This window comes from Brachybacterium huguangmaarense, assembly GCF_025725725.1.
GTDB lineage: Bacteria > Actinomycetota > Actinomycetes > Actinomycetales > Dermabacteraceae > Brachybacterium > Brachybacterium huguangmaarense.
The window spans coordinates 52,436-77,439 of record NZ_CP107020.1 but is presented as its reverse complement, the minus strand read 5'-3'; the positions used below and the strand labels follow the sequence as shown (position 1 = coordinate 77,439).

General features: G+C 71.2%; 23 protein-coding genes. 11 read left to right on the top strand and 12 right to left on the bottom strand.

All coding sequences use genetic code 11. From position 1 onward, the window contains the following. Positions 1-26 precede the first annotated feature (26 nt). Entirely contained in the window at positions 27-1,196 is a 1,170-nt protein-coding gene (locus tag BRM3_RS00385) for a glutamate--cysteine ligase (RefSeq protein ID WP_263594145.1), read from the bottom strand. Positions 1,197-1,368: 172 nt separating this feature from the next. On the opposite strand from BRM3_RS00385, the gene BRM3_RS00380 reads away from it, so the two are divergent. Further along, positions 1,369-2,550 (top strand): AI-2E family transporter, encoded by a 1,182-nt coding sequence (locus tag BRM3_RS00380; protein ID WP_263594144.1) that lies wholly within the window; start codon positions 1,369-1,371, stop codon positions 2,548-2,550. A gap of 42 nt (positions 2,551-2,592) precedes the next feature. Beyond that, positions 2,593-3,789, top strand: coding sequence for an AI-2E family transporter (locus BRM3_RS00375; protein ID WP_263594143.1), 1,197 nt, complete (start codon positions 2,593-2,595; stop codon positions 3,787-3,789). Positions 3,790-4,040: 251 nt separating this feature from the next. Here BRM3_RS00375 and greA read toward each other — a convergent pair whose 3' ends face one another. Together greA and BRM3_RS00365 are read right to left on the bottom strand one after the other, a co-directional pair. Further along, positions 4,041-4,529 (bottom strand): transcription elongation factor GreA, encoded by a 489-nt coding sequence (gene greA / locus BRM3_RS00370; RefSeq protein ID WP_263594142.1) that lies wholly within the window; start codon positions 4,527-4,529, stop codon positions 4,041-4,043. A gap of 233 nt (positions 4,530-4,762) precedes the next feature. Continuing rightward, positions 4,763-5,152: a DUF4307 domain-containing protein gene (locus tag BRM3_RS00365; RefSeq protein ID WP_263594141.1), complete on the bottom strand. Its 390-nt coding sequence runs from the start codon at positions 5,150-5,152 to the stop codon at positions 4,763-4,765. Positions 5,153-5,410: 258 nt separating this feature from the next. Here BRM3_RS00365 and mca point away from each other — a divergent pair, with 258 nt between their 5' ends. Together mca and BRM3_RS00355 are read left to right on the top strand one after the other, a co-directional pair. Next, positions 5,411-6,295: a mycothiol conjugate amidase Mca gene (gene mca / locus BRM3_RS00360; RefSeq protein ID WP_263594140.1), complete on the top strand. Its 885-nt coding sequence runs from the start codon at positions 5,411-5,413 to the stop codon at positions 6,293-6,295. Further along, positions 6,292-6,621 (top strand): hypothetical protein, encoded by a 330-nt coding sequence (locus BRM3_RS00355; RefSeq protein ID WP_263594139.1) that lies wholly within the window; start codon positions 6,292-6,294, stop codon positions 6,619-6,621. Before mca ends, BRM3_RS00355 begins: the two co-directional genes overlap by 4 nt. A gap of 82 nt (positions 6,622-6,703) precedes the next feature. Here BRM3_RS00355 and trhA read toward each other — a convergent pair whose 3' ends face one another. Continuing rightward, on the bottom strand, positions 6,704-7,540 hold the full coding sequence (gene trhA / locus BRM3_RS00350; protein ID WP_263594138.1) for a PAQR family membrane homeostasis protein TrhA: 837 nt from the start codon (positions 7,538-7,540) through the stop codon (positions 6,704-6,706). A 236-nt stretch (positions 7,541-7,776) separates the two neighbouring features. On the opposite strand from trhA, the gene BRM3_RS00345 reads away from it, so the two are divergent. After that, on the top strand, positions 7,777-8,535 hold the full coding sequence (locus tag BRM3_RS00345) for an isoprenyl transferase (RefSeq protein WP_263594137.1): 759 nt from the start codon (positions 7,777-7,779) through the stop codon (positions 8,533-8,535). Positions 8,536-9,194: 659 nt separating this feature from the next. Here BRM3_RS00345 and BRM3_RS00340 read toward each other — a convergent pair. The 4 genes from BRM3_RS00340 to BRM3_RS00325 all read right to left on the bottom strand — a co-directional run bounded on the left by BRM3_RS00340 (position 9,195) and on the right by BRM3_RS00325 (position 14,862). Further along, a complete protein-coding gene (locus BRM3_RS00340) occupies positions 9,195-10,115 on the bottom strand; it encodes an endonuclease domain-containing protein (protein WP_263594136.1) in 921 nt (306 codons plus the stop codon). 631 nt (positions 10,116-10,746) lie between these two features. Continuing rightward, complete coding sequence (locus tag BRM3_RS00335; protein WP_263594135.1) at positions 10,747-12,222, bottom strand: PhoH family protein; 1,476 nt, start codon at positions 12,220-12,222, stop codon at positions 10,747-10,749. Between the two features lie 216 nt (positions 12,223-12,438). Then, positions 12,439-13,833, bottom strand: a complete 1,395-nt coding sequence (locus BRM3_RS00330; protein WP_263594134.1) for a class II fumarate hydratase — start codon at positions 13,831-13,833, stop codon at positions 12,439-12,441. Between the two features lie 117 nt (positions 13,834-13,950). Further along, on the bottom strand, positions 13,951-14,862 hold the full coding sequence (locus tag BRM3_RS00325; protein WP_263594133.1) for a carbohydrate kinase family protein: 912 nt from the start codon (positions 14,860-14,862) through the stop codon (positions 13,951-13,953). A gap of 140 nt (positions 14,863-15,002) precedes the next feature. On the opposite strand from BRM3_RS00325, the gene BRM3_RS00320 reads away from it, so the two are divergent. Beyond that, positions 15,003-15,650, top strand: coding sequence for a DUF4245 family protein (locus BRM3_RS00320; RefSeq protein ID WP_263594132.1), 648 nt, complete (start codon positions 15,003-15,005; stop codon positions 15,648-15,650). A gap of 304 nt (positions 15,651-15,954) precedes the next feature. Here the strand turns inward: BRM3_RS00320 and BRM3_RS00315 are convergent, their stop codons facing one another. Both BRM3_RS00315 and xseA read right to left on the bottom strand, forming a co-directional pair. Beyond that, positions 15,955-16,287, bottom strand: a complete 333-nt coding sequence (locus tag BRM3_RS00315) for an exodeoxyribonuclease VII small subunit (protein WP_263594131.1) — start codon at positions 16,285-16,287, stop codon at positions 15,955-15,957. Then, positions 16,284-17,603, bottom strand: coding sequence for an exodeoxyribonuclease VII large subunit (gene xseA, locus BRM3_RS00310; RefSeq protein ID WP_263594130.1), 1,320 nt, complete (start codon positions 17,601-17,603; stop codon positions 16,284-16,286). The genes BRM3_RS00315 and xseA overlap by 4 nt, the downstream gene beginning before the upstream one ends. A gap of 137 nt (positions 17,604-17,740) precedes the next feature. On the opposite strand from xseA, the gene BRM3_RS00305 reads away from it, so the two are divergent. Then, positions 17,741-18,766 (top strand): 4-hydroxy-3-methylbut-2-enyl diphosphate reductase, encoded by a 1,026-nt coding sequence (locus BRM3_RS00305; protein WP_263595479.1) that lies wholly within the window; start codon positions 17,741-17,743, stop codon positions 18,764-18,766. A gap of 159 nt (positions 18,767-18,925) precedes the next feature. Here the strand turns inward: BRM3_RS00305 and BRM3_RS00300 are convergent, their stop codons facing one another. Together BRM3_RS00300 and BRM3_RS00295 are read right to left on the bottom strand one after the other, a co-directional pair. After that, a complete protein-coding gene (locus BRM3_RS00300; RefSeq protein ID WP_263594129.1) occupies positions 18,926-20,188 on the bottom strand; it encodes a DNA recombination protein RmuC in 1,263 nt (420 codons plus the stop codon). Positions 20,189-20,275: 87 nt separating this feature from the next. Continuing rightward, a complete protein-coding gene (locus BRM3_RS00295) occupies positions 20,276-20,773 on the bottom strand; it encodes a hypothetical protein (RefSeq protein ID WP_263594128.1) in 498 nt (165 codons plus the stop codon). Positions 20,774-20,823: 50 nt separating this feature from the next. Between BRM3_RS00295 and ychF the strand changes: the two genes are divergently transcribed. From ychF to BRM3_RS00275, 4 genes are all read left to right on the top strand, one after another. Then, positions 20,824-21,909: a redox-regulated ATPase YchF gene (ychF, locus tag BRM3_RS00290; RefSeq protein WP_263594127.1), complete on the top strand. Its 1,086-nt coding sequence runs from the start codon at positions 20,824-20,826 to the stop codon at positions 21,907-21,909. A 91-nt stretch (positions 21,910-22,000) separates the two neighbouring features. Further along, positions 22,001-23,821, top strand: a complete 1,821-nt coding sequence (locus tag BRM3_RS00285; protein ID WP_263594126.1) for an ATP-dependent nuclease — start codon at positions 22,001-22,003, stop codon at positions 23,819-23,821. A 295-nt stretch (positions 23,822-24,116) separates the two neighbouring features. Further along, positions 24,117-24,797 carry a hypothetical protein gene (locus BRM3_RS00280; RefSeq protein ID WP_263594125.1) on the top strand — a complete coding sequence of 227 codons (681 nt, stop codon included), beginning with the start codon at positions 24,117-24,119 and terminating at the stop codon, positions 24,795-24,797. Beyond that, positions 24,746-24,985, top strand: a complete 240-nt coding sequence (locus BRM3_RS00275; protein ID WP_263594124.1) for a hypothetical protein — start codon at positions 24,746-24,748, stop codon at positions 24,983-24,985. Before BRM3_RS00280 ends, BRM3_RS00275 begins: the two co-directional genes overlap by 52 nt. Positions 24,986-25,004: the final 19 nt, after the last annotated feature.

The window sequence follows — 25,004 nt, the reverse complement described above, 5'->3', positions numbered from 1 at the left end:
GGCCTCGCGGCGAGGTCGTGCGGGGCTCAGCGGCCGGCGCGCCCGTCGGGCCCGAGCAGGACGTCGCCCTCGGTCTCGGCGACGAGATGGCGCACGATGTCGCGCCCGGTGGCGCCCTCGCGCGCGGCCACCGCGAGCTGACGCTGGTACGAGGCGCCGCGCCTCAGGATGTCCTCGACGCCCGCGAGCTCCCGATCGCATCCCAGACGCTCCGCGACGGGCGCGAGACGGTCCAGGAGGCCGCGCACATGGTCGGTCACGAGCTCCTCGGCGTTGTCCTCGCCCACGACGAGGATCGCCTCCATCCCGTAGCGGGCGGCGCGCCACTTGTTCTCGGCCACCTGCCACGGCGTCAGACGCGGCAGCACCTCGCCCGCCTCGAGCCGGGTGGCGAAGTCCTCGACGAGGCACTGCACGAGAGCGGCCACGGCGAGCACCTCCCGCAGCGTCGACATGGAGTCGGCGACGCGCATCTCGATCGTGCCGAAGGCGGGCACCGGGCGGATGTCCCAGCGGATCTCGTTGAGCTGGTCGATCACGCCCATGGTGAGCATGTCGGTCACGTAGGACTCGTAGTCCGCCCACGTGTCGAACTGGTAGGGGAGGCCCGCCGTGGGCAGCTGCTGGAACAGCAGGGAGCGGTTGGAGGCGTAGCGGGTCGCCTCGCCCTGCCAGTAGGGGCTCGAGGCCGAGAGCGACAGGAGCGACGCCGCCTCCGTCAGGAGCGCGTTCATGATCGGCAGCATCGTCGACGGATCCTCGATCCCGACGTGCACGTGGACCCCGTAGATCGTCATCTGGCGCCCCCACCACTGGGTGCGGTCGATCAGCGTCGAGTAGCGGTCGGCGTCGGTGACCTGCTGCTCCTCCCAGCGGGAGAAGGGATGGGCGCCGGCGCCCGTGACGTCGACCCGCATCGGGCCGGCCGCCCGGCGCACCCGGTCGAGCGAGCGCTGAAGGTCCTCGCCCGCCTCGCCCACGGTCGTGCACACGCCCGTTACGAGCTCCACGGTGTTCTGCAGCAGCTCGCCCACGATGCCGGAGTGACCGGCGTGCGCGTCGTGCACGGCCTCGAGCACGGCGGCCGCGCACTGGCGGGCGTGGCCGGAGTCGCGGTCGACGAGCAGCAGCTCCCACTCGACGCCGAGCGTCGAACGGCGGGAGGGGGCGACGGGGATGGGTGCCGGGGTGGCCATGCGCGCCATTGTCGCAGGCACCTCCGTGGAGCCGGGCCCGTCGTCCGGGCGCACGGGCCCGACGACCGATCATCCGGTCGGGCGACCCGGGCGCGGCGCGAGCCGTTCGATAGAGTTCCCCTGACCCGGCCCGGCCGTGCTCCTGGCCCCGCACCCGCTCGAAGGAGCACCGATGTCCGTCCGATCCCTCTCCCGGCTCCGTTCCGATCGCGAGGACGCCCCGGCACAGCCGCAGGAGGTGCGCGAGATCCCCATCGGGATGCGCCGAGCGGCCGCGTGGTCGTGGCGGATCCTGCTCGTCCTCGCCCTCGGCGTGGTCGTGATCTGGGCGCTGACCAAGGTCGCGACGATCGTGATCCCGCTGCTCGTCGCGATCCTGCTGGCGACGATCCTGACCCCGGTCGTGCGCCTGCTGACCGACCACACCTTCCTGGGCCGCGCGGCCGCGAGCGGCATCGCCCTGGTGGGGCTGATCCTGCTCGTGATCGGCATGTTCACGCTTGCCGGCCGACAGCTCTTCTCGCAGTGGAGCGACATCCAGGACAAGGCCGTGACGGGCTTCAACCAGCTCGCGGACTGGGTCACGGGGACCCTCCAGATCGACGACTCGACGATCAGCGACGCGATCACCGAGCTGGTCACGAAGCTCCAGGAGAACGCCGGCACGATCGCCTCGGGCGCGATGACGGGCGTGACCACGGTGGGCAACGTCGTCACCGGCATCGTGATCGCCCTGTTCACGCTCTTCTTCCTGCTCTCGGGCGGCAGCGGGATCTGGCGCTGGGTGGTCCGTCTGCTCCCCGCGCCCGCGCGCGTGCCCACGCACGAGGCCGTGCGGCGCGGCTGGAAGGCCCTCTCGGCGTACATGCGCACCCAGATCCTGGTGGCCGCCGTCGACGCGACCGGCATCTCCATCGGCATGCTCGCCATGGGGCTCGCGGGCTACGCCGTCCCGGTGTGGCTGATCGTCTTCCTGTTCTCCTTCGTGCCGCTCGTCGGCGCGATCGTCTCGGGCGCGATCGCCGCCCTGCTCGTGCTCGTGCTCAAGTCGTGGGTGCTCGCGATCGTCATGGTCGGCGTCGTGATCGCCGTCCAGCAGATCGAAGGCAACGTGCTGCAGCCCTTCCTCATGGGCAAGGCCGTCGAGCTGCACCCGCTCGCCGTGTTCCTCGGCGTCATGGTGGGGTCGATGCTCGCGGGCATCGCGGGCGCCCTGTTCGCGATCCCGCTCATCGCCTTCGTCAACGCCACGGTGCTGTATCTGGCCGGGCACGATCCCTCGCCCGAGCTGGGGACCGACTATGCGGCCGCCGAGGCGTACGCTTCCCGCCCGAAGCCCTTGCGCCGCGCCTGAGAGACCTGCGCGGCGCTCCGATCCGCTCTGGAGGCAGCCGCCATGGCCCGCATTCGCCGTCCCCTTCGCACCCCGTCCCAGCCGCCGGAGGTCGAGGAGATCCCGATCGGCATGCGGCGCGCCGCCGCCTGGTCGTGGCGCCTGCTGCTCGTCATCGCCCTCGTGGCGGTCGTGCTGTGGGGGATGCGGCAGGTCATGCCGCTCGTCGTGCCCTTCCTCGTGGCCATCCTGCTCGCGGCCCTGCTGACACCCTTGGTGAACCTGCTCGCGCGCCACACCTTCCTCGGCCGCGGCGCGGCGAGCGGCATCGCGCTCGTGGGTCTCATCCTCGTGGTGGTCGGCATGACCACGCTCGCGGGCCAGCAGCTGCTCACCCAGTTCGCCGACATCCAGGACAAGGCGGTCCACGGCTTCGAGCAGCTCACGACCTTCGCGAGGGACACCTTGGGCCTGGACCAGCCGACGCTGACCCAGGCCGAGGAGGAGCTCGTGCGGCGCCTCCAGGCCAACTCCGAGGCGCTCGTCCAGGGCGCGCTGTCCGGGGTGGAGACGGTCGGCAGCACCATCACCGGCATCCTCATCTGCCTGTTCACGCTGTTCTTCCTGCTCAAGGACGGCGAGCGCATCTGGCGCTGGGTGCTCGGGCTGATGCCGGCGGCCGCCCGCGTGCCCACGCACGAGGCGTTCCGGCGCGGGTGGAAGGCGCTCTCGGCCTACTGCCGCACGCAGATCCTGGTGGCGACGATCAACGGCACCGGCATCGGGATCGGGACCGCGGCCCTCGGGCTCGGCTCCTACGCCATGCCCGTGTTCCTGATCGTGTTCCTGTTCTCGTTCATCCCGCTCATCGGCGCCGTGGTCTCCGGTGCGATCGCGGTGCTGCTCGTGCTCGTGCTCAAGTCGTGGGTGATGGCGCTCGTGATGGTCGCGATCGTGATCGCCGTGCACTTCATCGAGGCGGACATCCTGCACCCGTTCATGATGGGCCGCGCGGTCAGCCTGCACCCCCTGGGGGTGTTCCTCGGGGTCGCCCTCGGCGCCGAGACGGCAGGCATCCCGGGCGCCCTCTTCGCGATCCCGCTCGCCGCCTTCCTCAACGCCACGCTGCAGCAGCTCGCCGGGCGCGACCCAGCCCCCGAGCTCGGCCGGGACACCGGCACCGCCGCCCTGTTCGCCTCACGCGCCCGCGAGATGGCGGCCGCGCGGCTGCGCACGCTGAGCCCGGTCCGCCGCCGCTGACGGGGCGCCGGGGTCGCGCGCCCACGCGGCATCAGGACGGCACGCGACGGCGCAGCGGGGCGGTCGCGCGTCTTGTCGCCCGCCACGACGGGCGCGGGCCCGGGACGACGGGCACCTGCGACGGGTACGGCGTGGTGACAGCCCGGCGTGACGACGGGCATGGCATGGCAACCGGCCGGCGTGATGATAAACCGGCATGACGACGGCCCGGCACCGAGAGGCGCCGGGCCGTCGTGCTGGGCCGGGTGCGGTCAGGCCTTGTAGGGCTTGGCGTTCAGGATCTTGATGCTGAGCTTGTTGCCGTTGGGGGCCGTGTAGTCGACGGTCTCGCCGACCTTCGAGCCCTCGATGGCGGCGCCCAGGGGCGACTCCGTCGAATAGACCTCGAGGTCGTCGCCGTCGGCGATCTCACGGTTGCCGAGCAGGAAGGTGCGCTCGCGGCCGGCGAGGTCGATCGTCACGACCATGCCGGGCTCGACGACGCCGTCGTCCTTGGGGGACTCGCCCACGACGGCGTTCTTGAGCAGGCGCTGGAGCTCGGCGATGCGTGCCTCCATCTTGCCCTGCTCCTCGCGTGCCGCATGGTAGCCGCCGTTCTCCTTCAGATCGCCCTCGTCGCGAGCCGCGGCGATGCGCTCGGCGATCTCCGTGCGGCCCGGGCCCTCGAGGTTCTCGAGCTCCTTGGACAGACGGTCGTATGCCTCCTGGGTGAGCCAGGCGGCGCCGGGCTGAGTGCTCACGGGTACTCCTCGTTCGTGGTGGATGGTGATGGTCGATGCGACCGGTGACGGACCGTGCGGAGCGGATCGGCCCCACGTGATGAAGAAGCGGGGCACATGTGCTGTTCGCACGTGCCCCGCGTGTCACGTCACCGTGAATTCGGACAGTTTACACCGTGTGCGCCACGACACGGCTGCCGGCGCCGCGGCGGGCGCACCGATGGATGCGTCCGCCCCGGTGCGGGAGGGCCGCGTCAGGCCTTCTCGCACTCGACCACGTCGGCCGAGACGGCCTCGCCCTGGGTCGCGATCTCGACCGTCTGGAGGGACTGCCGCTCGCTGTGGGGCGGGATGTCCACGGCCATGAAGCCCACCTGGCCACGGGTCTTGTCGAGCGCCTGCACCGTGCAGTGCACGGGCGTGTCGGGACTCGCCGTCAGCTCGAAGGTGAGGGAGATGCGCTGCGCGCCCAGGTGGTCGTAGGAGACGGCCTTGGCCCGGACCGGCTGATCGGCGAACCGGATCCCGACGAACACGACGACGGCGAGGAAGACGATGCCGACCACCACGAGCAGGGCGATGGGGCGGCGGCGGGAGGTCGGGCGGCCGTAGCGGTCGCGCAGACGGTCGGGGGCGGCAGACATGGCCCCAGTCTCCCAGAGTCAGCTGGACGCGGGGGTGCGGCCGGACCGTCGAGACGGCAGGCGCGGCGGGCGGTCCGGGTCATGCCGTCTCGAGCGCAGCCGGGGCCCCGTCCGGGCCGAGCAGGCCCTGATGTGTCCCGCGTCCGAAAGCCCCGCGCGCGCATCGCACGCGGACGCGCGTGGCGTAGCCTCGTGGGGTTGCCCGAGCATCGTCGGACGCCGCTCGCCGGCGCCCGCCCAGACCGAACCGAGGACCACGTGACCGAGACCGCGACCGAGCCGACCGACCAGCTGCGCCTGGTGGCCGTTCACGCTCACCCCGACGACGAGTCGAGCAAGGGGGCCGCCTCCCTGGCCCGCTATGTGCGCGAGGGCGTGAAGGTCACCGTGATCACGTGCACGGGCGGCGAGCGCGGGGACATCCTGAACCCCAAGATGCGCGAGGACACCGAGGCGCTCGCCGATCTCCCCGCCGTGCGGCGCCGCGAGATGGCGGCGGCCCAGCAGGTGATCGGCTTCGACCACGAGTGGCTCGGCTTCGTGGACTCCGGGCTGCCCGAGGGCGACCCGCTCCCGGCCCTGCCCGAGGGCAGCTTCGCGACGCTCGACCTCGAGACCGCGGCGCGCCCGCTCGTCGAGGCCGTGCGGCGCCTGCGCCCGCACGTGATGACCACGTACGACGAGAACGGCGGCTACCCCCACCCGGATCACATCATGACCCACCGGGTGAGCATCGCCGCCTTCGAATGGGCCGCCGACCCCGCATTCGCCCCCGAGCTGGGCGAGCCGTGGAGCGTCACGAAGCTCTACTACATCAACGGCTTCTCCCGGCAGCGCTTCTCGGCGATCGCCCGCTACCTGCGGGCCCACCATCGCGCCTCGGACGACATCGAGCAGATGCTCATGCACTTCGACGAGGAGTCCGACCGGCTCATCACCACCCGCGTCGACGTGAGCGACTACCTCGACCTGCGGGACGACGCGCTGCGCGCCCACGCGACCCAGGTCGATCCGGAGGGCTTCTTCTTCGCGGTCGGCAACGACGTGCTGCACGAGGCGTGGCCGACGGACGACTACGAGCTGCGGACCTCCCGCATCGGTGTCACGCTGCCCGAGACCGACGTGTTCGCGGGACTGCGATGAGCGGCGCGCTGCTGACGGCCGGCCTGACCGTGCTGGCGGAGGGCCCTTCCGACGGCGGGGACTTCACCCCCACCTCGGTGACGCCGGGCGTCGCGGGGTTCATCGTCGTGTTCCTCATCGGCCTCGCGACGCTCCTGCTGATCCTGGACATGACCCGCCGCATCCGACGGGTGCAGGCGCGGGCCCGGGTGGCCGAGCGCCATCGCGACGAGGACGCGGCACGCGAGGCGGGCGAGGACCCGGCCGCCGACGACGAGGACCGTCGGGCTCACGGCGACGGCGGGCCCGATCGGACGCCGGACCCGGGCGACGACCTGCGTCGCTGAGACTCCGCCGCCCGTCCGGCGCTGACGGGCCGAGGGGCCTCGCGCCGTGAGGCGCCGGGAGCGGCGCCGGGAGCGGTCGACCTCAGGCGATCGCGAGGGCGACGGCCGCGAAGTGGCACGCGAAGCCGCCGACCGTGAACGCGTGGAAGATCTCGTGGAACCCGAACCAGCGCGGTGACGGGTTGGGCCGCTTGATGCCGTAGACGACGGCGCCGAGCGTGTAGCAGATGCCGCCGGCCACGATGAGCGACACGACGCCCCAGCCGCCTCCCGCGAGGAACGCGGGCATGTAGAAGATCGCGACCCAGCCGAGCGCGACGTACGCCGGCACGTACAGCCAGCGCGGCGCGCCCGTCCACAGCAGCCGGAAGGCGACGCCGACGGCGGCTCCGGCCCAGCAGATCGTGAGCAGGATCGTCGCGTCGTGCCGGTCGAGCAGGGAGACCGCGAGCGGGGTGTAGGTGCCCGCGATGATCATGAAGATGTTGGCGTGGTCGAAGCGCCGCAGCATGAGCGCGTGCTCGGGCCGCCAGGTCCCGCGGTGGTAGGTCGCGCTGATCCCGAACAGCAGCCCCGACGTCACCACGAACACGACGCACGCCATGCGCGTGGGCAGGTCGTCGCCGAAGGCCACGAGCAGGAGCCCCGCGATCATGGCCGTGGGGAAGGTGACCAGGTGGATCATGCCGCGCAGGCGGGGCTTGGGCAGCTGCTGGCCGAGCGCCCGGGCCCGGCGGAGGGCGGCGCGGTGCGCGCCGGGGGAGACGGCCTCGGGCTCGGCGGGGTCGGGGGCCGCGTGGGATCCGTCGGGCGCGCTCGGCGTGGTCGCGCCGCGGGTGTCGTCGGGCGCGGTCTCGGCGTGCGGAGCGCGGCCGGTGGTCGCGGTCGCCCCCGGACGGGAGGTGGAGGATCCGGTCATGGCGTCAGCGTAACCTACGGTTCCGTAACCATCGAGGGGTGCGAGCCGCGTCCGGGTGATCTCCGGGGCGGGGCGGCCTCGGCGGGCGGCGAAGATCCCGTGACGATTGCGCGCATCCTGCGTGGTGCGGCACTCGGCTCCCTCCCAGGTCCGACATAATGGCGCGGTCGGCTCCGATGCCGCGACCCGAACGGGGCTCGTGCGCGGGCCGCGTGCAGTGACGACGAGGAGGGCCCATGGACGCCGACGGGATCCTGCATCGCGTCTACGAGCGTCGCCTGGCCAAGGAGCTGGGGTCCGACCGGCTGCCGCGGCACGTCGGCGTGATCGTCGACGGCAACCGTCGCTGGGCCAAGGCCTCCGGGGCGACCACCGCCGAGGGGCACCGCCAGGGCGCCGCCAAGATCACCGAGTTCCTCACCTGGTGCGAGGAGCTGTCGATCCCGCTGGTGACGGTGTGGATGCTGTCGACCGACAACTTCTCGCGGCCGCCCGAGGAGCTCGAGGCGCTCTACGAGATCATCGCCGAGGCGGTCGAGGAGTACTCCGCCGCGGGCTACTCGGTGCGCATCGCCGGGAGCCCGGAGCTGCTGCCGCCGCGCGTGCACGAGCGCATCGCGGCCGTGCTGGACGACGCCGAGGTGACCCGCACCCTGGTCGTGAACCTCGCCATCGGCTACGGCGGGCGCCAGGAGATCGTCGACGCGGTGCGCGAGCTGATCCTCGACGGCGCCGCCGCCGGGAGGAGTCCCGAGGAGGTCGCGCAGTCGATCAGCATCGACGCGATCTCCGAGCACCTGTACACGCGAGGACAGCCGGACCCCGATCTCATCATCCGCACCTCGGGCGAGCAGCGCATGTCCGGGTTCCTGCTCTGGCAGTCCGTGCACTCCGAATACTGGTTCTGCGAGACCTACTGGCCGGGCTTCCGCCGGGTCGACTTCCTGCGCGCCCTGCGCGACTACTGCCGCCGCGAGCGCCGTTTCGGCATCTGAGCGGGGACGTGGTCGGGTCGGTGAGCCGGGGTTCCGGGTTGGGCCGGGCGAGCGAGCCTGGGTACTGGCTCGGGCCAGGCTGGTGAAACGGGGTGCCGGGTCGGGCCGGCTGGTGAGCCGGGGTGCCGGGTCGGGCCGGCTGGTGAAACGGGGTGCCGGGTCGGGCCGGCTGGTGAGCCGGGGTGCCGGGTCGGGCTGGCTGGTGAGCCGGGGTGCCCGGCCTGGCGGGCTGGTGAGCTGGGCTGCTGGGCCGGGACGTGAGCGGAGGCGCCGGCCTGTGAGCAGGGGTGCCGGGCCGGCTGGCTGGTAGGCCGGGCTGCCGGGCGGGGCTGGTGAAACGGGGCGCCGGGCCGCGCCGGCTGGTGAGCCGGGGTGCCGGGACCTCTGGGAGTGGGGGTGCCAGGGCACCTGTGCCGGTGCGGTGTTCTGCGCGGGATGCTGGTGATGTGCACTGGCGATATGGCCAGTGCACATCACCAGGGTCCCGTCCGCGACCACGGCCCCCGCGAGCACGCACTCCGGCCCCCCGCGAGCACGCACGCCGGCCCCCGCGAGCACGCACTCCGGCCCCCGCAAGCACGCACTCCGGCCCCCGCGAGCACGCACTCCGACCCCCGCGAGCACGCACTCCGACCCTCCGCACCTCGGGTCCGGCGGCGTCAGGCAGGCAGGGCTCGCCGATGATCGCGTCGGTGGAGGATCGTGAGCAGCATCTGCTCGGTCTGCTCCCACTCGAGGAAGACCTGCTCCCAGGTCAGCCGGGTGACGGTGTAGCCGCGGGCGATCAGGGCCAGATCGCGTCGGCGGTCCTCGCGATACTGCTCCGGCGCATCGTGGAAGCGACGGCTGTCGCACTCGATCACCCAGTTCGTGCCGACGAGCAGGTCGACCCTGGCCGCGGGCAGCAGCTGCACCTGAGAGCGGACGGCGACCCGCAGCCCTTCCAGCCACCAGCGCACGGCGGTCTCCGTTCCGGACTGCGCATCGACGCGCACGCGGGACAGAGGGACGCGGAGCCTCTGGGGGAGGGCGCCCAGGAGGTCGGCGAGGTCCAGGGCGCTGAGCTGACCCTGGTTCAGCGCCGACTCGATGAGGATCGCCGTCTTCACGGCCGGCAGGCAGCGCGCGGCGTGTGCGAGCGTCACCGCGAGGGACGGCACGGGGTCGTCGTCGGGCCATGTCCGAGGCGCCGGACTGTGCAGGACCAGCGGTTGGGGCTGTCGGGTTCGGCCGGTCTCGGCATCGGGAGGAGGCAGAAGCCGGCCGGTTACCGGATCCAGACGCCGGCGCAAGGGCAGCAGGAACGGGTCATCCGGCCGTGTGCTCGGTGCGCGTCGAGGCCGGAAGGCATGCACGCCGGGGTGGAGGGGAGTCCAGAGCCCGTGCAGCGCGGCCGCGTCCAAGCACGTGGGACGCACGCCGTGCGAGAGGAGCGCGACCAGATCAGTTGGAGCGTCGGGCGTCACGTACCACGCCCCGACGCCACGGATCGCGCCCGTGCGCAGCCACGTGCGGATCTGTCGGTGCTCGATGCCTCGTCGGGGCAGGGCGGATTTGTGGGTGATGCCGGGGACGTCCATCCGACGATCGGACCAGATGCGGCTCTGCGTCGACCGCCCCAGGCCGCAGCGGTGAACAACTCGTGCGTGGGGAGGGAGGAGCTGCGGGTGGCGGCGCTCGCTGTGCGCCGGCCAGAGCGCAGTCCAGTCGTCGGTGCTCGAGTGTCGCTGGTCGGCTGGTGGCGGTCCCTGGTCGCCGGTCGCCGGCGAGGCCCGGGCCGGCGAGGTGTGGGGCGGCGAGGTCTGGGCTGGCGACAGGCGATGTACCGGGCGCCTGTGTTCTGGATGGGACGCTGGTGATGTGCACTGGCTATATCGCCAGTGCACATCACCAGCGTCCCTCCCGCGACCACGGGGGCGAGTACACCGCCCGGCGGTCAGCTCTCGTGGGGGGCGGGGCGGAAATCGAGCAGCCGTCGCGCCCGGTCGCCGGGGCGGAACTTGATCAGCCCTCGCCCCCGGTCAGGCACTGCCGACCGTACGGTGCCCCTCAGCGTCGACCCCTCGCGCGGCGAACGTCTCCTCACGGGCCGGGGATCCTCGTGAGCGGTGCGAATGCGGCCCTCACCCGGCGTGAACTCGCCCTTCACCAGGCCCTACTGCACAGACCTCGCCGCACAGACCTCGCCGCGCAGACCTCACCGCCCAGACCTCACAGCACCGGCTCGTCGAGGACGTGCGTGACCAGCTCCGCGACCTTGGACCGCTCGGAGCGCTGGAGGGTGACGTGGGCGAACAGCTCGTGGGCCTTGAGCGCCTCGACCACGCTCGCGATCCCGTCGTAGCGGCCGATCCGCAGGTTGTCGCGCTGGGCGATGTCGTGGGTCAGGACCACGCGGGAGTTCTGCCCGATCCGCGAGAGCATCGTGAGCAGCACGTTGCGCTCGAGCGACTGGGCCTCGTCGACGATCACGAAGGCGTCGTGCAGGGAGCGCCCGCGGATGTGGGTCAGGGGAAGCACCTCGAGCATGCCCCGGGAGAGCACCTCGTCGATGACGTTCTGCGAGACCATCGAGCCGAGGGTGTCGAACACAGCCTGCCCCCACGGGCCCATCTTCTCGCCCTGGTCGCCGGGCAGGTAGCCGAGCTCCTGCCCGCCCACGGCGTACAGCGGCCGGAACACCATGATCTTGCGCTGCGTGCGCCTCTCGAGCACGGCCTCGAGCCCCGCGCACAGCGCCAGGGCGCTCTTGCCGGTGCCCGCGCGGCCGCCGAGGCTCACGATGCCGATCGCGTCGTCCTGGAGCAGGTCGATCGCGATGCGCTGCTCGGCGCTGCGACCCGTCACCCCGAACACGCTCTGGTCGCCCGGCACGAGGCGCACCTGGCCTCCGCGCGTGAGCCGCCCGAGCGCGGAGCCGCGCGGGCTCGTGAGGGTGACGCCGGTGTGCACCGGCTGATGGGCGATCTCGGGGACCGTGATGGGCTGCCCGTCGTAGAGGGCGCTCATCGCCTCCTCATCGATGCTCGCCGTGACCATGCCGGTGTAGCCGCGGTCGCGCGCGAGCTCGGCCCGGTACTCCTCCGCATGGATGCCGGACGCCGAGGCCTTGATGCGCATCGGCAGGTCCTTGGACACGAGGACCACCTGCTTGCCCTCGAGCTGCAGGTTCTTGGCGACCGCGAGGATGCGCGTGTCGTTGTCACCGAGCCGGAAGCCGTCCGGCAGGGCGGCGACCGACTGGTGGTTCAGCTCCACCTGGACGTGACCGCCGTCGGCCCCGATGGGCAGGGGGACCGAGAGGTTGCCGTGCTTGTCCCGCAGGTCGTCGAGGATCCGCAGGGCCTGGCGTGCGAAGTAGCCGAGCTCGGGGTGATGGCGCTTGGACTCGAGCTCGGTGATGACGACAATCGGCAGCACGATGTCGTGCTCGGCGAAGCGGGTCAGCGAGAGCGGGTCGGCCAGCAGCACGGACGTGTCGAGCACGTAGGTGAGGGTGGTCGTGGCGTCGAGCCCGTCGATCTGCTCCTGGGCGGCGCTCGCGCCGAGCGACGGCACGACGGGCGGGGCGGGGGAGAGGCTCGCGGAGGACGATCCGGTCGAGACCGCCCCGACGCCACCGGGCTGCTCCGTCACCCCCGTCCCGTCGAATCCCAGGGTCAGGGTCGGTGCTGCGGTGTCGTCCATGGATTCCTCCGTCTGGTCCACTGCCTGTCTCGCAGACTAGACCCGCCCGCGGTGCGATCCGGGCCAGGACGCGGCGGCCGACCAGAGTTCACCGAGCTGTGACCCGGCGGTCGCCTCCGGCCCGGACACGACGACGCCCCGCCTGGTCCACCACGCGAGCGGTGACACGGACGGGGCGCCGACGCAGCGCCGGGTGGCGGGATGCGGCGGTGCGGATCAGGCCTTCGGGGAGGTCATGGACAGCACGTCGAGGGCGGCGTCCAACTGCTCCTCGGTCAGCTCGCCGCGCTCGACGAAGCCCAGGTCGAGGGTCGACTCGCGCACCGAGATGCCCTCGGCGACGGCGTGCTTGGCGATCTTGGCGGCGTTCTCGTAGCCGATCAGCTTGTTGAGGGGGGTGACGATCGACGGGGAGGCCTCGGCGTAGAAGCGGGCCTTCTCCTCGTTCGCCACGAGACCGTCGACCGTCTTGTCGGCGAGCGCGGTCGCGGCGTTGGCGAGCAGGCGGATGGACTCCAGCAGGCTCGTGCCCATGATCGGGATCTGCACGTTGAGCTCGAACGAGCCCTGAGCGCCGCCCCAGGCGACCGTCGCGTCGTTGCCGACGACCTTCGCGCAGACCATGAGGACGGCCTCGGGGATCACGGGGTTGACCTTGCCCGGCATGATCGAGCTGCCCGGCTGCAGGTCCGGGATCGCGATCTCGCCGAGGCCGGTGTTGGGGCCCGAGCCCATCCAGCGCAGGTCGTTGCAGATCTTGGTGAGGGACACGGCGATCGTGCGCAGCGCCCCCGACATCTCGACGAGGCCGTCGCGGGCGCCCTGCGCCTCGAAGTGGTTGCGCGCCTCGGTGAGCTCGAGCTCGGTCTGCTCGCCGAGCAGCTCGATCACCCGCTGCGGGAAGCCGGTGGGCGTGTTGATGCCGGTGCCGACGGCGGTGCCGCCCAGGGGCACCTCGGCGGTGCGGGGCAGGGCCGCCTCGACGCGCTCGATGCCGTAGCGGATCGCGGCGGCGTACCCGCCGAACTCCTGGCCGAGCGTCACGGGGGTCGCGTCCATGAGGTGCGTGCGTCCGGACTTCACGACGTTCTTCCAGGCCTCGGCCTTGGTCTCGAGCGACGCGGCGAGGTGGTCGAGGGAGGGCAGCAGGTGGTTCACGACGGCCGAGGTCACGGCCACGTGCACCGAGGTCGGGAACACGTCGTTGGAGGACTGCGAGGCATTCACGTGGTCGTTGGGGTGGACCTGCAGCGTGTCGGTCGAGGCGAGGGTCGCGAGCACCTCGTTCATGTTCATGTTCGAGCTCGTGCCCGAGCCCGTCTGGTAGGTGTCGACCGGGAACTGGTCGTCGTGCTCGCCCGCGATGACGGAGTCGGCGGCGGCGACGATGGCGGCGGCGATCTCCTGGTCCAGGACCTCGAGCTCGAGGTTGGCGCGGGCGGCGGCCTTCTTGACCTGGGCGAGGGCGTGGATGTGCGCGGGCTCGAGACCCTGGCCGGAGATGGGGAAGTTCTCGACGGCGCGCTGGGTCTGGGCGCGGTAGAGGGCCGAGGCGGGCACGCGGACCTCGCCCATGGTGTCGTGCTCGATGCGGTAGTCGATGTCGGTCATGCGGGTCTCCTGGGGGAGTCGAGGTCGCTCGCGGCGGGCGGCCGGGCGGATGGGGGCAAGGCGGCCGGACGCGCAGGGGCAGGGTGGTGCCACGAACGTCGCGCCCGGGCCGAGAGGTCAGGTGAGCTCGTGCGACCAGGGCGGGTTGGCGCCCGGCCGGGAGACCGTGATGGCGGCCAGGCCGGCGGCGAAGCCGAGCACGGCGGAGAGGTCGTCGGTGTCGATCGCGCGCAGCTGCTCGGCGTGGGTCGAGCCCAGCAGATCGCGCTCGCCGAGGGCGTGCAGGATGCCGGCCGAGAAGGTGTCGCCGGCGCCCACGGTGTCGGCGACGTCGACGCGGACGGGGTCGATGTCGACGCGCCCGGAGGCGGCGAAGCCGACGGCGCCCTTGCCGCCACGGGTCATGACGGTGAACGCCGGGCCCAGCTCGCGCCACGAGGCGACGACGTCCTCGAGGTCGTCGGTACCGTAGAGCCATGCGACGTCCTCGTCGGAGGACTTCACGACGTCCGCCCGCGCGATGATCGCCTCGACGAGGGCGCGGGTGCGCGTGGGATCCCCCATCAGGTCGGGGCGGGCGTTGGGGTCGTAGCTGATGGTCGCCGACGGCGCGTAGCGGGCCAGGACGTCGGCGACGGTCGCGGCGCCCGGGTCGAGGACCGCGGCGATCGAGGACGTGTGCACCGCGTCGACCTGCTCGGGCAGGCCCCGGGAGTCCGGATCCCACACGAGGTCGAAGACGTAGTCGGCCCCGCCGTCGGCCTTGAGGGTGGCCCGGGCGGTCGAGGTGGGGGTCTCGTCGACGCTGCCCGGGGTGAGCTGCACGTGCGACGCCTCGACGTGGTCCTTGATCTCGCGGCCACGGTCGTCCGGGCCGATCCGCGTCAGGAGGTGGGACTCGTGTCCCAGCCGCCCCAGCGCCACGGCGACGTTCATGGGCGAGCCGCCCGGGTACTCGGAATGGACGCCGTCCGCATTGACGACGATGTCGGTCAGCGATTCGCCGACGGTGAGGAATCTCGCGTTCACGCTCCGATCATCGCAGGTTCTGGCGCTCGGGTCGAACGATGCACGAAGGGCGGTGGAACCACAGGACACGTCCGCGGGCCCGACGGCGCTCGCGGCCCCGTGATGTCGGGGTGGGACGCGGGAGCGGGGACAATGGAGCCATGTCCGAGCCCACGCCGTCCTCCGAGCAGACCCCGTCGCCCGCGCCGGCGCAGATCACCGAGCCGCCGCAGGCCGATCCGCCGGCGCCGACGAAGTCGCGGTACGCGTCGTTCGCGGAGAACACGACGATGCGCAGCGTGGTGTGGGCCCTCGTCATCACTCTCGTGCTGGTGGCCGTGGTCGGGATGCTGTTCTTCGGGGTGGGCAACGACCCCGATCGCGAGGTGCCGGAGAACAGCCGGGTGGACGTGGCCGCGAGCGCCGAGCGTGCCCAGGAGATCGCCCCGTTCACGGTGGCGGTGCCCGACCTGGGCACGGACTGGACCGCCTCGAACGCGCGGTACGCCGACGGCACGGACCCGCGCTGGACCGTCCGCTACTCCTCGCCGTCTGCCACGCTCGTGACGCTCACCCAGGCGGGGGAGATCACGCCGGCGCTCCTGCAGGACACGATCCCCGGGGCCCGCAGCGACGGCACCGTCGCCGTCGGCGATATGACGTGCGACGTGTACACCGGCGGCGAGGAGACGGACGCGCGTGGCCTCGCGTGCCCGGCCGAGGGCTCCGGCGTGCTCGTCACGGGCCGGACGACACAGGCCGAGCTCGCCCAGGTGGCCCAGGCAGCGGTCGAGTCCGCGCGGGGCTGACCAGGGCGGGCACGGCGCGGTGCCCGGACTCGTGTCGCACCGTGCGGCCCGCCGCGCCCGGGCTGATCAGGACGGCTCGGTACGCCCCGGAGGCGTGTCTGGTCTCGGGCGCTCGGCTCGACGCCTTCTCACTCGAGTGGTCGGCGCCGCGCACTCTCACTCGGGCGGCCGGTTCGGCGTCTTCTCACTCGGGCGGCCGGCGGCGGGGCGTCTTCTCACTCGGGCAGTCGGCGGCGGGGCGCCTTCTCACTCGGGCAGTCGGCGGCGGGGCGCCGTCTACTCGGGCGTTCGGCGCGCCGTCGTCTCAGCCGGCGTGGCCGTCCGTGCCGCGGCCGCGTGCTGCGACCGCCTCGTCGAGCCGGACGCGCGCCCCGTCGAGCCACTGCTGGCACCGCGTGGCGAGCAGCTCGCCGCGCTCCCACAGCCCGATCGAGTCCTCGAGGCCGCCCTGCCCGGACTCGAGACGCCGCACGATGTCGACCAGCTGGTCGCGCGCCGCCTCATAGCTGAGCGCGGCGATGTCGGCGGGCAGGGCGCCCTCGCCCTCGGCCGTGGTCTCCACGGGCTCGGTGGCCGTCTCGTCGATCTCGACCGCCGGCTCGGCGTCGGCGGCGGGGGTCTTCTTGGCGGGGCTCATGCGTTCTCCTCGGCGGATCGTTCGGGGCTGGGGGCAGGGGACTCGTACGGGTCCAGCTCGGTGCGCTCGGCGCCGAAGCGGCCGCTCGCGACCCGTACCGACAGGGCGGCGCCGACGGGCGCCTGCTCGGGGGAGCGGACCACGGCGCCGGCGGCGTCCTGGACCACCGCGTAGCCGCGCTCGAGGGTCGCGAGCGGCGAGAGCGCCCGGATCTGGCGGGCGAGGTGCATGACCTCGTCGTCGGCGCGGTCGAGCCGGGCGCGGGCGATGGTGCGGGCCAGGCTGATGCGGGAGCGGATCTCGTCGGCGCGGCCCGCGAGGATCGAGATGGGCTGGTCCAGCACGGGACGCGAGCGGATCGCGTCGAGCGCTGACTGCTCACGCTCGAGGCGGCCTCGGATCGCCGTGCGCAGGCGGGTGCGGCCCAGCGTCAGCTGTTCGAGCTCGGCCTGGATGTCGGGCACGACGCGTTTGGCGGCGTCGGTGGGCGTCGAGGCCCGGACATCGGCGGCGAGGTCCACGAGCGGGGTGTCCACCTCGTGCCCGATCGCCGAGACGATGGGGGTCTGGGCCGCGGCGACGAGCCGCACCAGCTGCTCGTCGGAGAACGGCAGGAGGTCCTCCATCGAGCCGCCCCCGCGCGAGACGATGATGACGTCGACGTCCTCCATCGCGTCGAGCTCGCGCAGCGCCGCGGAGACCTCGCGCACGGCCCGGTCGCCCTGGACGGCGACCTCCCTGATCGCGAAGCGCACGGCGGGCCAGCGGCGCTCGGCGTTGACCACGACGTCGCGCTCGGCGGCGGAGGCGCGGCCGCAGATGAGGCCCACGACGGTGGGCAGGAACGGCAGCGGCTTCTTGCGGGAGGCGTCGAACAGGCCCTCGGCCGCGAGCACCCGTTTGATGTGCTCGAGGCGCGCGAGCAGCTCGCCGAGACCGACGGGCCGGATGTCGTCGGCTTCGAGCTGCAGGCTGCCGCGTTTGGTCCAGAAGGTGGGCTTGGCGTGGATGACCACGCGGGCTCCGGGCACGAGATCGATCGAGAGGGTGCGCAGCACGTGCTCGCGCACGGGCACTGAGAACGACATGTCGACCTCGACGTCGCGCAGCGTCATGAACGCCAGGCCGCTGCCGGGGCGCCGGTTGAGCTGCACGAGCTCTCCCTCGACCCAGATGGGGGACATGCGGGCCACGTACTCGCCGACCTTGACGCTCAGCAGACGCAGGGGCCACGGGTTCTCCGGCGTGGTCTGAGCCGCGGTCGCGGCGAGCTCCTGCGGGCTCTCGGCCCCCGGCGGGGCGGTCGGATCGGTCATGGGTCCACTCTGGCACGGGGCGGCGACTTTCGAGATGCCGGGCGCGGGCGGCACGGAGGCGTGTGCATGAGCGGGACGTGTGGAGGTTCCGTGACATGCGCGGCACCGATCTTCCCGGGACCAGGGCCTTCCGTACGATGGAGGGCGTGAGCACACGACGAGTCCTCCTGGCCGAGCCGCGCGGATACTGCGCGGGTGTCGATCGAGCCGTGGTGGCCGTCGAACGGGCCCTCGAGCACTACGACGAGACCGTGTACGTGCGCCACGAGATCGTGCACAACAAGTTCGTGGTCGACCGCCTGCGCAAGCAGGGTGCCGTCTTCGTGACCGAGGTCGACGAGGTGCCCGAGGGCTCCCTCGTCATCTTCTCCGCGCACGGGATCTCCCCGCGCGTCCGGGAGATGGCCGCCGCCCGCAACCTCCGCACGATCGACGCGACCTGCCCCCTCGTCACGAAGGTGCATAAGGAGGCCGTGCGCTTCGCCAAGGAGGACTACGACATCCTGCTCGTGGGGCACACGGGCCACGAGGAGGTCGAGGGCACGGCCGGCGAGGCGCCCGACCACACCCGGATCGTCAACTCGCCCGACGATGTGGACGACATCGAGGTGCGCGATCCCTCGAAGGTGGTGTGGCTGTCCCAGACCACCCTGAGCGTGGACGAGACGATGGAGACCGTCGACCGTCTGCGCACCCGGTTCCCGCTGCTGTCCTCGCCGCCGAGCGACGACATCTGCTACGCGACGCAGAACCGGCAGGTGGCGGTCAAGAAGATCGCCCCCGACTCCGATCTGGTGCTCGTGGTGGGATCCTCGAACTCCTCGAACTCCGTGCGCCTGATGGAGGTCGCCAAGGAGGCGGGAGCCTCCGCCGCGCATCGTATCGACGACGTCGCCGAGCTGCGCGACGAGTGGTTCGAGGGCGTCGAGACCGTGGGGGTCACCTCCGGCGCGTCGGTGCCCGAGGTGCTCGTCGAGGAGCTGCTGGCCACGCTCGCCGAGCGCGGCTACGGGGACGTGGTGCCGGTGCGCACCGCCACCGAGGACCTCATGTTCTCCCTGCCGCGCGAGCTGCGCCAGGACATGAAGGCCAAGGGCGAGAAGGACCGGCGTACACGCCCGTCCCAGCGCGCGGCCGACGCCTGCAACGACGGCGTCGCCTGAGACCGAGCCGACGCTGGCCGGGCGCCGAGCGACCCGGCCGACCAGGAGCCGATCCCGAGCTGAGCCCGATGGGGGACGGTCGCGTGCGGCCGATCCGGTGCGCGAGGCAGTTGCCCGGCGCCCCCACGATGCCGTCGTCGGAGGCCGGTCCCGCCGACGTCAGGCGGTCGCGCTCGCCGTCCCCTCCTCGTCGCGCCCCTCGGAGCGACTGCCCCCTGCGAGGTCGGCGATCTCCTCCTCGGACAGCCGTCGGGCGCGGCGGGTGAGCTGCTCGGGATCCTCGAGCGGCGACGACACGAGCGACATCTCCTCGAAGCGGCGCGCGGTGACGAGCACACGCGACTGCAGCGACCCGACGGTGTCGTTGAACGAGGCGACCGACGTGTCGAGCGCCCTGCCCAGCCGGCTCAGGTGCGAGGTCATCGTGCCCAGCCGATGGTGCAGCTCGCGGCCGGCGTCGAGCACGGTGCGCGCGTCGCGGTTGAGGGCGTCGGTGCGCCATGTGTGCGCGACCGTGCGCAGCAGCGCGACCAGCGTCGCGGGGGAGGCGACCACGACATCCTGGGAGAAGGCGTGCTCGAGCAGGCCCGGGTCTGCCTCGAGTGCCGCCGCGAGCACCCCGTCGGACGGCACGAACAGCACGACGAACTCGGGGGAGTCCCCGAGCGCCGACCAGTAGGCCTTCGCGCCGAGCCGGTCCACGTGCCCCCGCAGGGCCTTGGCGTGCGCGCGACGGCTCGAGGCCGAGGCCTGCGGGTCGTCGGCCTCGATCGCGTCGAGGTAGGCGTCCATGGGGGCTTTGGCGTCGATCACCACATGACGGTCGCCCGCGAGGTGCACGACCATGTCGGGGCGTTGGCCGGCGTCGCCGGACACGGCGCGCCCGGAGTGCTGCTCGGTGAAGTCGACGTGGTCGAGCATGCCCGCAGCCTCGACGATCCGGCGCAGCTGGACCTCGCCCCAGCGTCCACGGGCGGTCGGCGCGCGCAGCGCTGCGGTGAGTGCGTTCGTGCCACGGCCCAGCTCCTGCGAGCGCCGTGCGAGCTCCCGCAGCTGGGCCGTGAGGTCGCCGTCGGCCTGCTGGCGTGCGGCTTCGGTGCGCGCCATGGACCGCTCGAGCTGCCCGAGGGACTCGACGATCGGGCCGAGGGTGCGCTGCAGTGTCGCCTCGCGGGCGTGGTCGGTGGCCTCGCGGCGCGCGCTGTCGCGGTCGAAGCGCTCGCCGGCGAGGGCGAGCAGCTGCCCCGAGGACTCCCGGACGGCCTGGGCGGCCGCGGCGTCGAGGCCGGTGCGGTCGGAGCCGAGGCGCTCGGTCATGCGTTCGGTCATGGCGATGCGCTCCCGCAGGACCAGCCAGGCGCCGAGCACGCCGAGGGCGATCCCGAGGAGGAGACCGAGGAGCAGGGCGACGGATGCGTTCATGGGAGCAGTCGATCATGGGGGTCCGACGAACGGGCGCCGTGACCTGATGCGGCGGTGTGTCGTCGGCGTGGGAACGAGCAGGGCGGCTCAGCCGACCGTGCTGTCCACGATGCCGGCGGAGTCGATGAGCCAGTCGCGGTCGCGCTTGACCAGGTGGAACTCGGTGGTCTCCGTGAACGTGCTCGTGCTCGTCTCGACCGTCGTGCGAGAGACGACGGTGGCGCGATCACCCTCCGTCTCGGAGGAGATCAGCTCGTACTCGTGCTCCGTGGGGATCTCCGACGCGGCCTCCTCGAAGTCGGCGCAGGTGACACCGTCGCGGAACCTCTCCCTCGTCGCGTCGACATAGAGCTCGCAATCAGAGGTGTCCCACGCCGTCTGATAGTGGCGGACCGTCTTCTCGGGCGTCGAGGACAGCGCGATGAACAGGCCGACCGCCGCGGCCGCCGCGGCCAGCAGGAGCAGGACAAGGCAGGCCCCTGCCGTGATCCACACCCAGGCTCGCCGGTACCAGGGACGCGCGACGGGCATCGCGGGACGCGGCGGCTGCGGACCCGGCACGGACGGCGGAGGGTAAGCGGTCACACGTCGACCCTAGCCGGGCGGTGGGCGCGCGGCCCGTAGACTTGCCTGCCGTGGCTCTCACCATCGGAATCGTCGGACTGCCCAACGTCGGCAAGTCCACCCTGTTCAACGCCCTGACCCGCGCCGAGGTGCTCGCCGCGAACTACCCGTTCGCGACGATCGACCCGAACATCGGCGTGGTGCCCCTTCCCGATGAGCGCCTGCAGGTGCTCAGCGACATGTTCCATTCGGAGCGGATCGTCCCGGCGACCGTGTCGTTCGTCGACATCGCCGGCATCGTCAAGGGCGCCAGCGAAGGGGAGGGACTCGGCAACAAGTTCCTCGCCAACATTCGCGAGGCCGACGCGATCTGCCAGGTCACGCGCGCCTTCGCCGATCCGGACGTGATTCGTACGGAGGGGTCGGAGGACCCGGCCGGTGACATGGAGGTCATCACGACCGAGCTGATCCTCGCCGATCTCCAGACGCTCGAGAACGCGCATCAGCGCATCGAGAAGGAGGTCAAGCGCGGGCTGACCGATGCGGCCGTGCTCGAGGCGATGGACCAGGCGACCACCCTGCTCGAGAGCGGGACGACCCTGTTCCAGGGCGCACAGGGCGCCGGCATCGACGTCACGTTGCTGCGCGAGCTGCAGCTCATGACCGCCAAGCCCTTCATCTACGTGTTCAACACCGACGAGGAGGGCCTGGCCGACACGGCCTCCCAGCAGGCGCTGCGCCGGCTCGTCGCCCCGGCCGAGGCGATCTTCCTCGACGCGAAGTTCGAGTCAGAGCTCATCGAGCTCGAGCCCGACGAGGCGCGCGAGATGCTCGAGTCGACCGGCCAGGAGCAGTCCGGTCTCGACCAGCTCGCGCGCGTCGGCTTCTCGACCCTGGGCCTGCAGACCTACCTCACCGCCGGCCCCAAGGAGTCGCGCGCCTGGACGATCCCGCGGGGTGCGACCGCCCCGCAGGCCGCCGGCGTGATCCACACCGACTTCGAGCGCGGCTTCATCAAGGCCGAGGTCGTCTCGTTCGACCACCTCGTCGAGGCCGGCGGCATGGCCGAGGCCAAGGCGCACGGGTGGGTGCGCATGGAGGGCAAGGACTACGTCATGCAGGACGGGGACGTGGTGGAGTTCAGGTTTGCGCTCTAACGTCTGACAAAGGGTCCGAAGCGGCGACACAGTGCTTCGTGCGCTGCGGCGGGTCGCACCGGACGTGCGTTCCAACGTCTAGTCTGACGTCGTGCACATCGAACAGGTCCACATCGAGCGTCTCCTTGGCTTCAAGTCGCTGTCGCTTGACGTGAACCCGAGCCTCCAGCTCATCGCAGGACCGAACAACGCGGGAAAGTCGTCGTTCATCCGTGTGCTCGAGGCCTTCTTCTCGGATCCCAGCGCGGACGATTTCAGGCAAATGAAGCCGCTGAACGACTACTACGTCGACGGCGGACCCAGGATGCTGTCGAGCATCAAGATCCATTTCGGTGGCCTCACACAGGCAGAGGCCGACGAGCTGGACGGCACCCTCGGCCGTGACGGGACGTTCTGGGTCCAGATCACCTGCTCGAGGAAAGGCAAGATTAGCTACCGTACGTGGAGGGGCACGGATGTGCGATCTCGCGAGATCTACGAGTGGGTGCTCCAGTCGTTCGACTTTGTGAAGATCCCCTCCATCAGAGTCGGCGATGCCGACCAGGGCGGTGCAGATCAGTCGTTGACGCGGCTCAATGACACCCTGGAGAGTGTGCTCGTCCGCTCGGGGAACTCCCGCTCCACGCAGCTGCAGAGGGACTTCGCGAACGCGATGGAGCCGGTGGAGAATCTGGTGCGGGAGGTCCTCCGCGAATCGGTGAGCTCGGTGGCGACCGAGCTGCCCTTCCAGGATCCGGTCCTCGGAGTCGACCTGCCTGCGCCGCAGCACGCGCTGCGCGGAATGCTCAGAGAAGCCGTGATCACCAGTCACGACGACGTCGTGGTCCCGATCGCCGAGCGCGGCACCGGTTTCCAGTCCGCCCTCGTGCTTGGCATCCTCCGCTACGTCTCGTCGAAGAGCAGGCAGGCAGGCACCAACGTGATCTTCGCCATCGAGGAGCCCGAGGCGTTTCTGCACCCACAGACGCAGCGAGCTATGGCCAAGATCCTGAAGGGCATCTCGGTCGAGGCGCAGCTGCTCGTGACGACGCACAGCCCGGTGCTCATCGACTCGTTCTCGGTCACCAGGATCGCGCGACTTCCCCTCAGTCCGGAGGGCATGACGTACTCGGCACTCAAACCGGACTTGGCCGTCGAGGAAGAAGGCCGATTGACGCGCTACTGCGACGCCACCAACAGCGAGCTAGTTTTCGCGAACTCGGTCATCCTGGTCGAAGGCCACGGCGACAAGCTCGTCATCGACTACCTGCTGGAGACGATCACCGGTGGGCCGGGCGGCCATTACGCCCTGGGCATCGCAGTGATCGAGGCCTCCGGGATCACGACGATCTCGCATCTGCTTCGACTCGCCCAGCTCTTCGGCGTCCGCGCGTACGTTCTCACTGACAAGGACGGTGTCCACAAGAGTGGCGACAATAAGCGTGCCCTGCTCGAGATCCTGAAGGCAAAGGATCCCAAGCCGTCCACGCTCTTCCTTAATGATCTGCGTGACCTGGCGGACAGGCAAGTGACGACACTTAAGGCTGCGCTAGAGCACCAGGCAGAGCTCAACACCATGCTGCAGCCGTGGGACGCGTTCGTGCTGAGCTCCGACCTCGAAGGCATGCTCCTCGACGTGGTCGGGCAGGAGAAGCTGGCGAGAATGCTTGGTCCTGACGAGACGGGGGAGGTGAGCAAGGAGACCGCTGAGGCGTTCGCGACGGGGTCCTCCGGACGCGAGGCGATGGCGGCCTACCTCGGTGCGAAGGGCTGGAATTCAGACCGCAAAAAGTCCGGCAAGGCGAAGCCGCACGTTCCGTCCGCGCTCCTGCGGCAGCACCTCGATTCGGCGTCGAGCCAACCCCGCGCCCTCAAGCCGTTGACGAGGTGGCTGAGCGAGATCGTGGACGCGCACAAGCGCCCGCCGCTCTAGTTCTTCCCGCTGACCTGCGCTGTCGTGGACCTGGAACTGGCGGCTCAGTTCTGCGCCTGGTAGGCAGTAGCTGCGAACGAGTCGTCCCGGCAGGGGCGGCTGCGACAGCGTGGGGGTCTGAGGTTATTCAGCTACGGAACGCGGTGGAGTTTAGTTCAACGTGTAAAGCTGCAGGTCACGATCGATTTCGGGCGCATTTCGGGACTGCCGCATGGATAGGTCAAACTGGAAACCGAACCATAGGTCAGGTCAAACTGTCACCTGATCGTGCGGCAGTCCCGTTTTTTTTTGCCGCATGTGTAGATGGCGTGGGCTAGCTTCCAAAGACCCGCACCGATTTCTGGTTGCGCTGGCCCCGGCGCGCCCGCGCTACGTTGCCGGCACAGGAACGACCCCGCTGCCGGCCCTGGACCTCCGTGGTCGGCCGGCGGCCGACGCCCCGGACGGAGCGCAGACCATCACGCGCACCGCTGATCACACGGATCGGCCCCAGGCCCTCATCGTCATCTCGTCCGCCTCGCAGCTGCCGTTCGCCGAACCCAGAGGTGAGAGCCTGAGCATCGGATGGTCCCTCGTCGAGCTCGCCGCCGTTCTGGAGCGGTTCGAGGACACCCACGAGTTCATCCTCGCCACCCCCGACGGCCGGGTGCACACCCTCGACATCAACGTCCTGGCGCTGGCGATGGAAGGCGGCAAGGACCTCGGCCTCGAGACCGCGGCGATCACGGTGCGGCAGGGTGTGGGGAAGTCCGGACCCGCGCAGCTGCGCGACAAGCACCCCGAGCTCGTCGCACGGCGCGGTTCCGAGCTCGCGCTGCTGCGCCGGCACCGCAGCCTGTCCGACGCGTTCTCGCTCGCGGACATCGACTTCATGTACGCCCCGGCGGGCACGCGCCGATGGTCGACTTCCACGACAACCCGGTCATGGGCGAGCTGCTCCATGCGCTCCGGGAGGACCACGTCCCGGTCGGCCTGATCTGCCATGCGCCCGTTGCGATGACCTCGGCGAAGTATCGGCTCGGCGAGGACGGCACCACGCTCGTCGACGAGGATCATGCCTTCCGAGGTGCACGGGTCACGACCGTTCCGAAGTACGGCGAGATCGGGATGCTCACGTTCGGCTACCCGAAGGTCCCGGGGAAGAAGACGCGGCTGCCGTACTAGGTCGACGTCGCACTCAAGG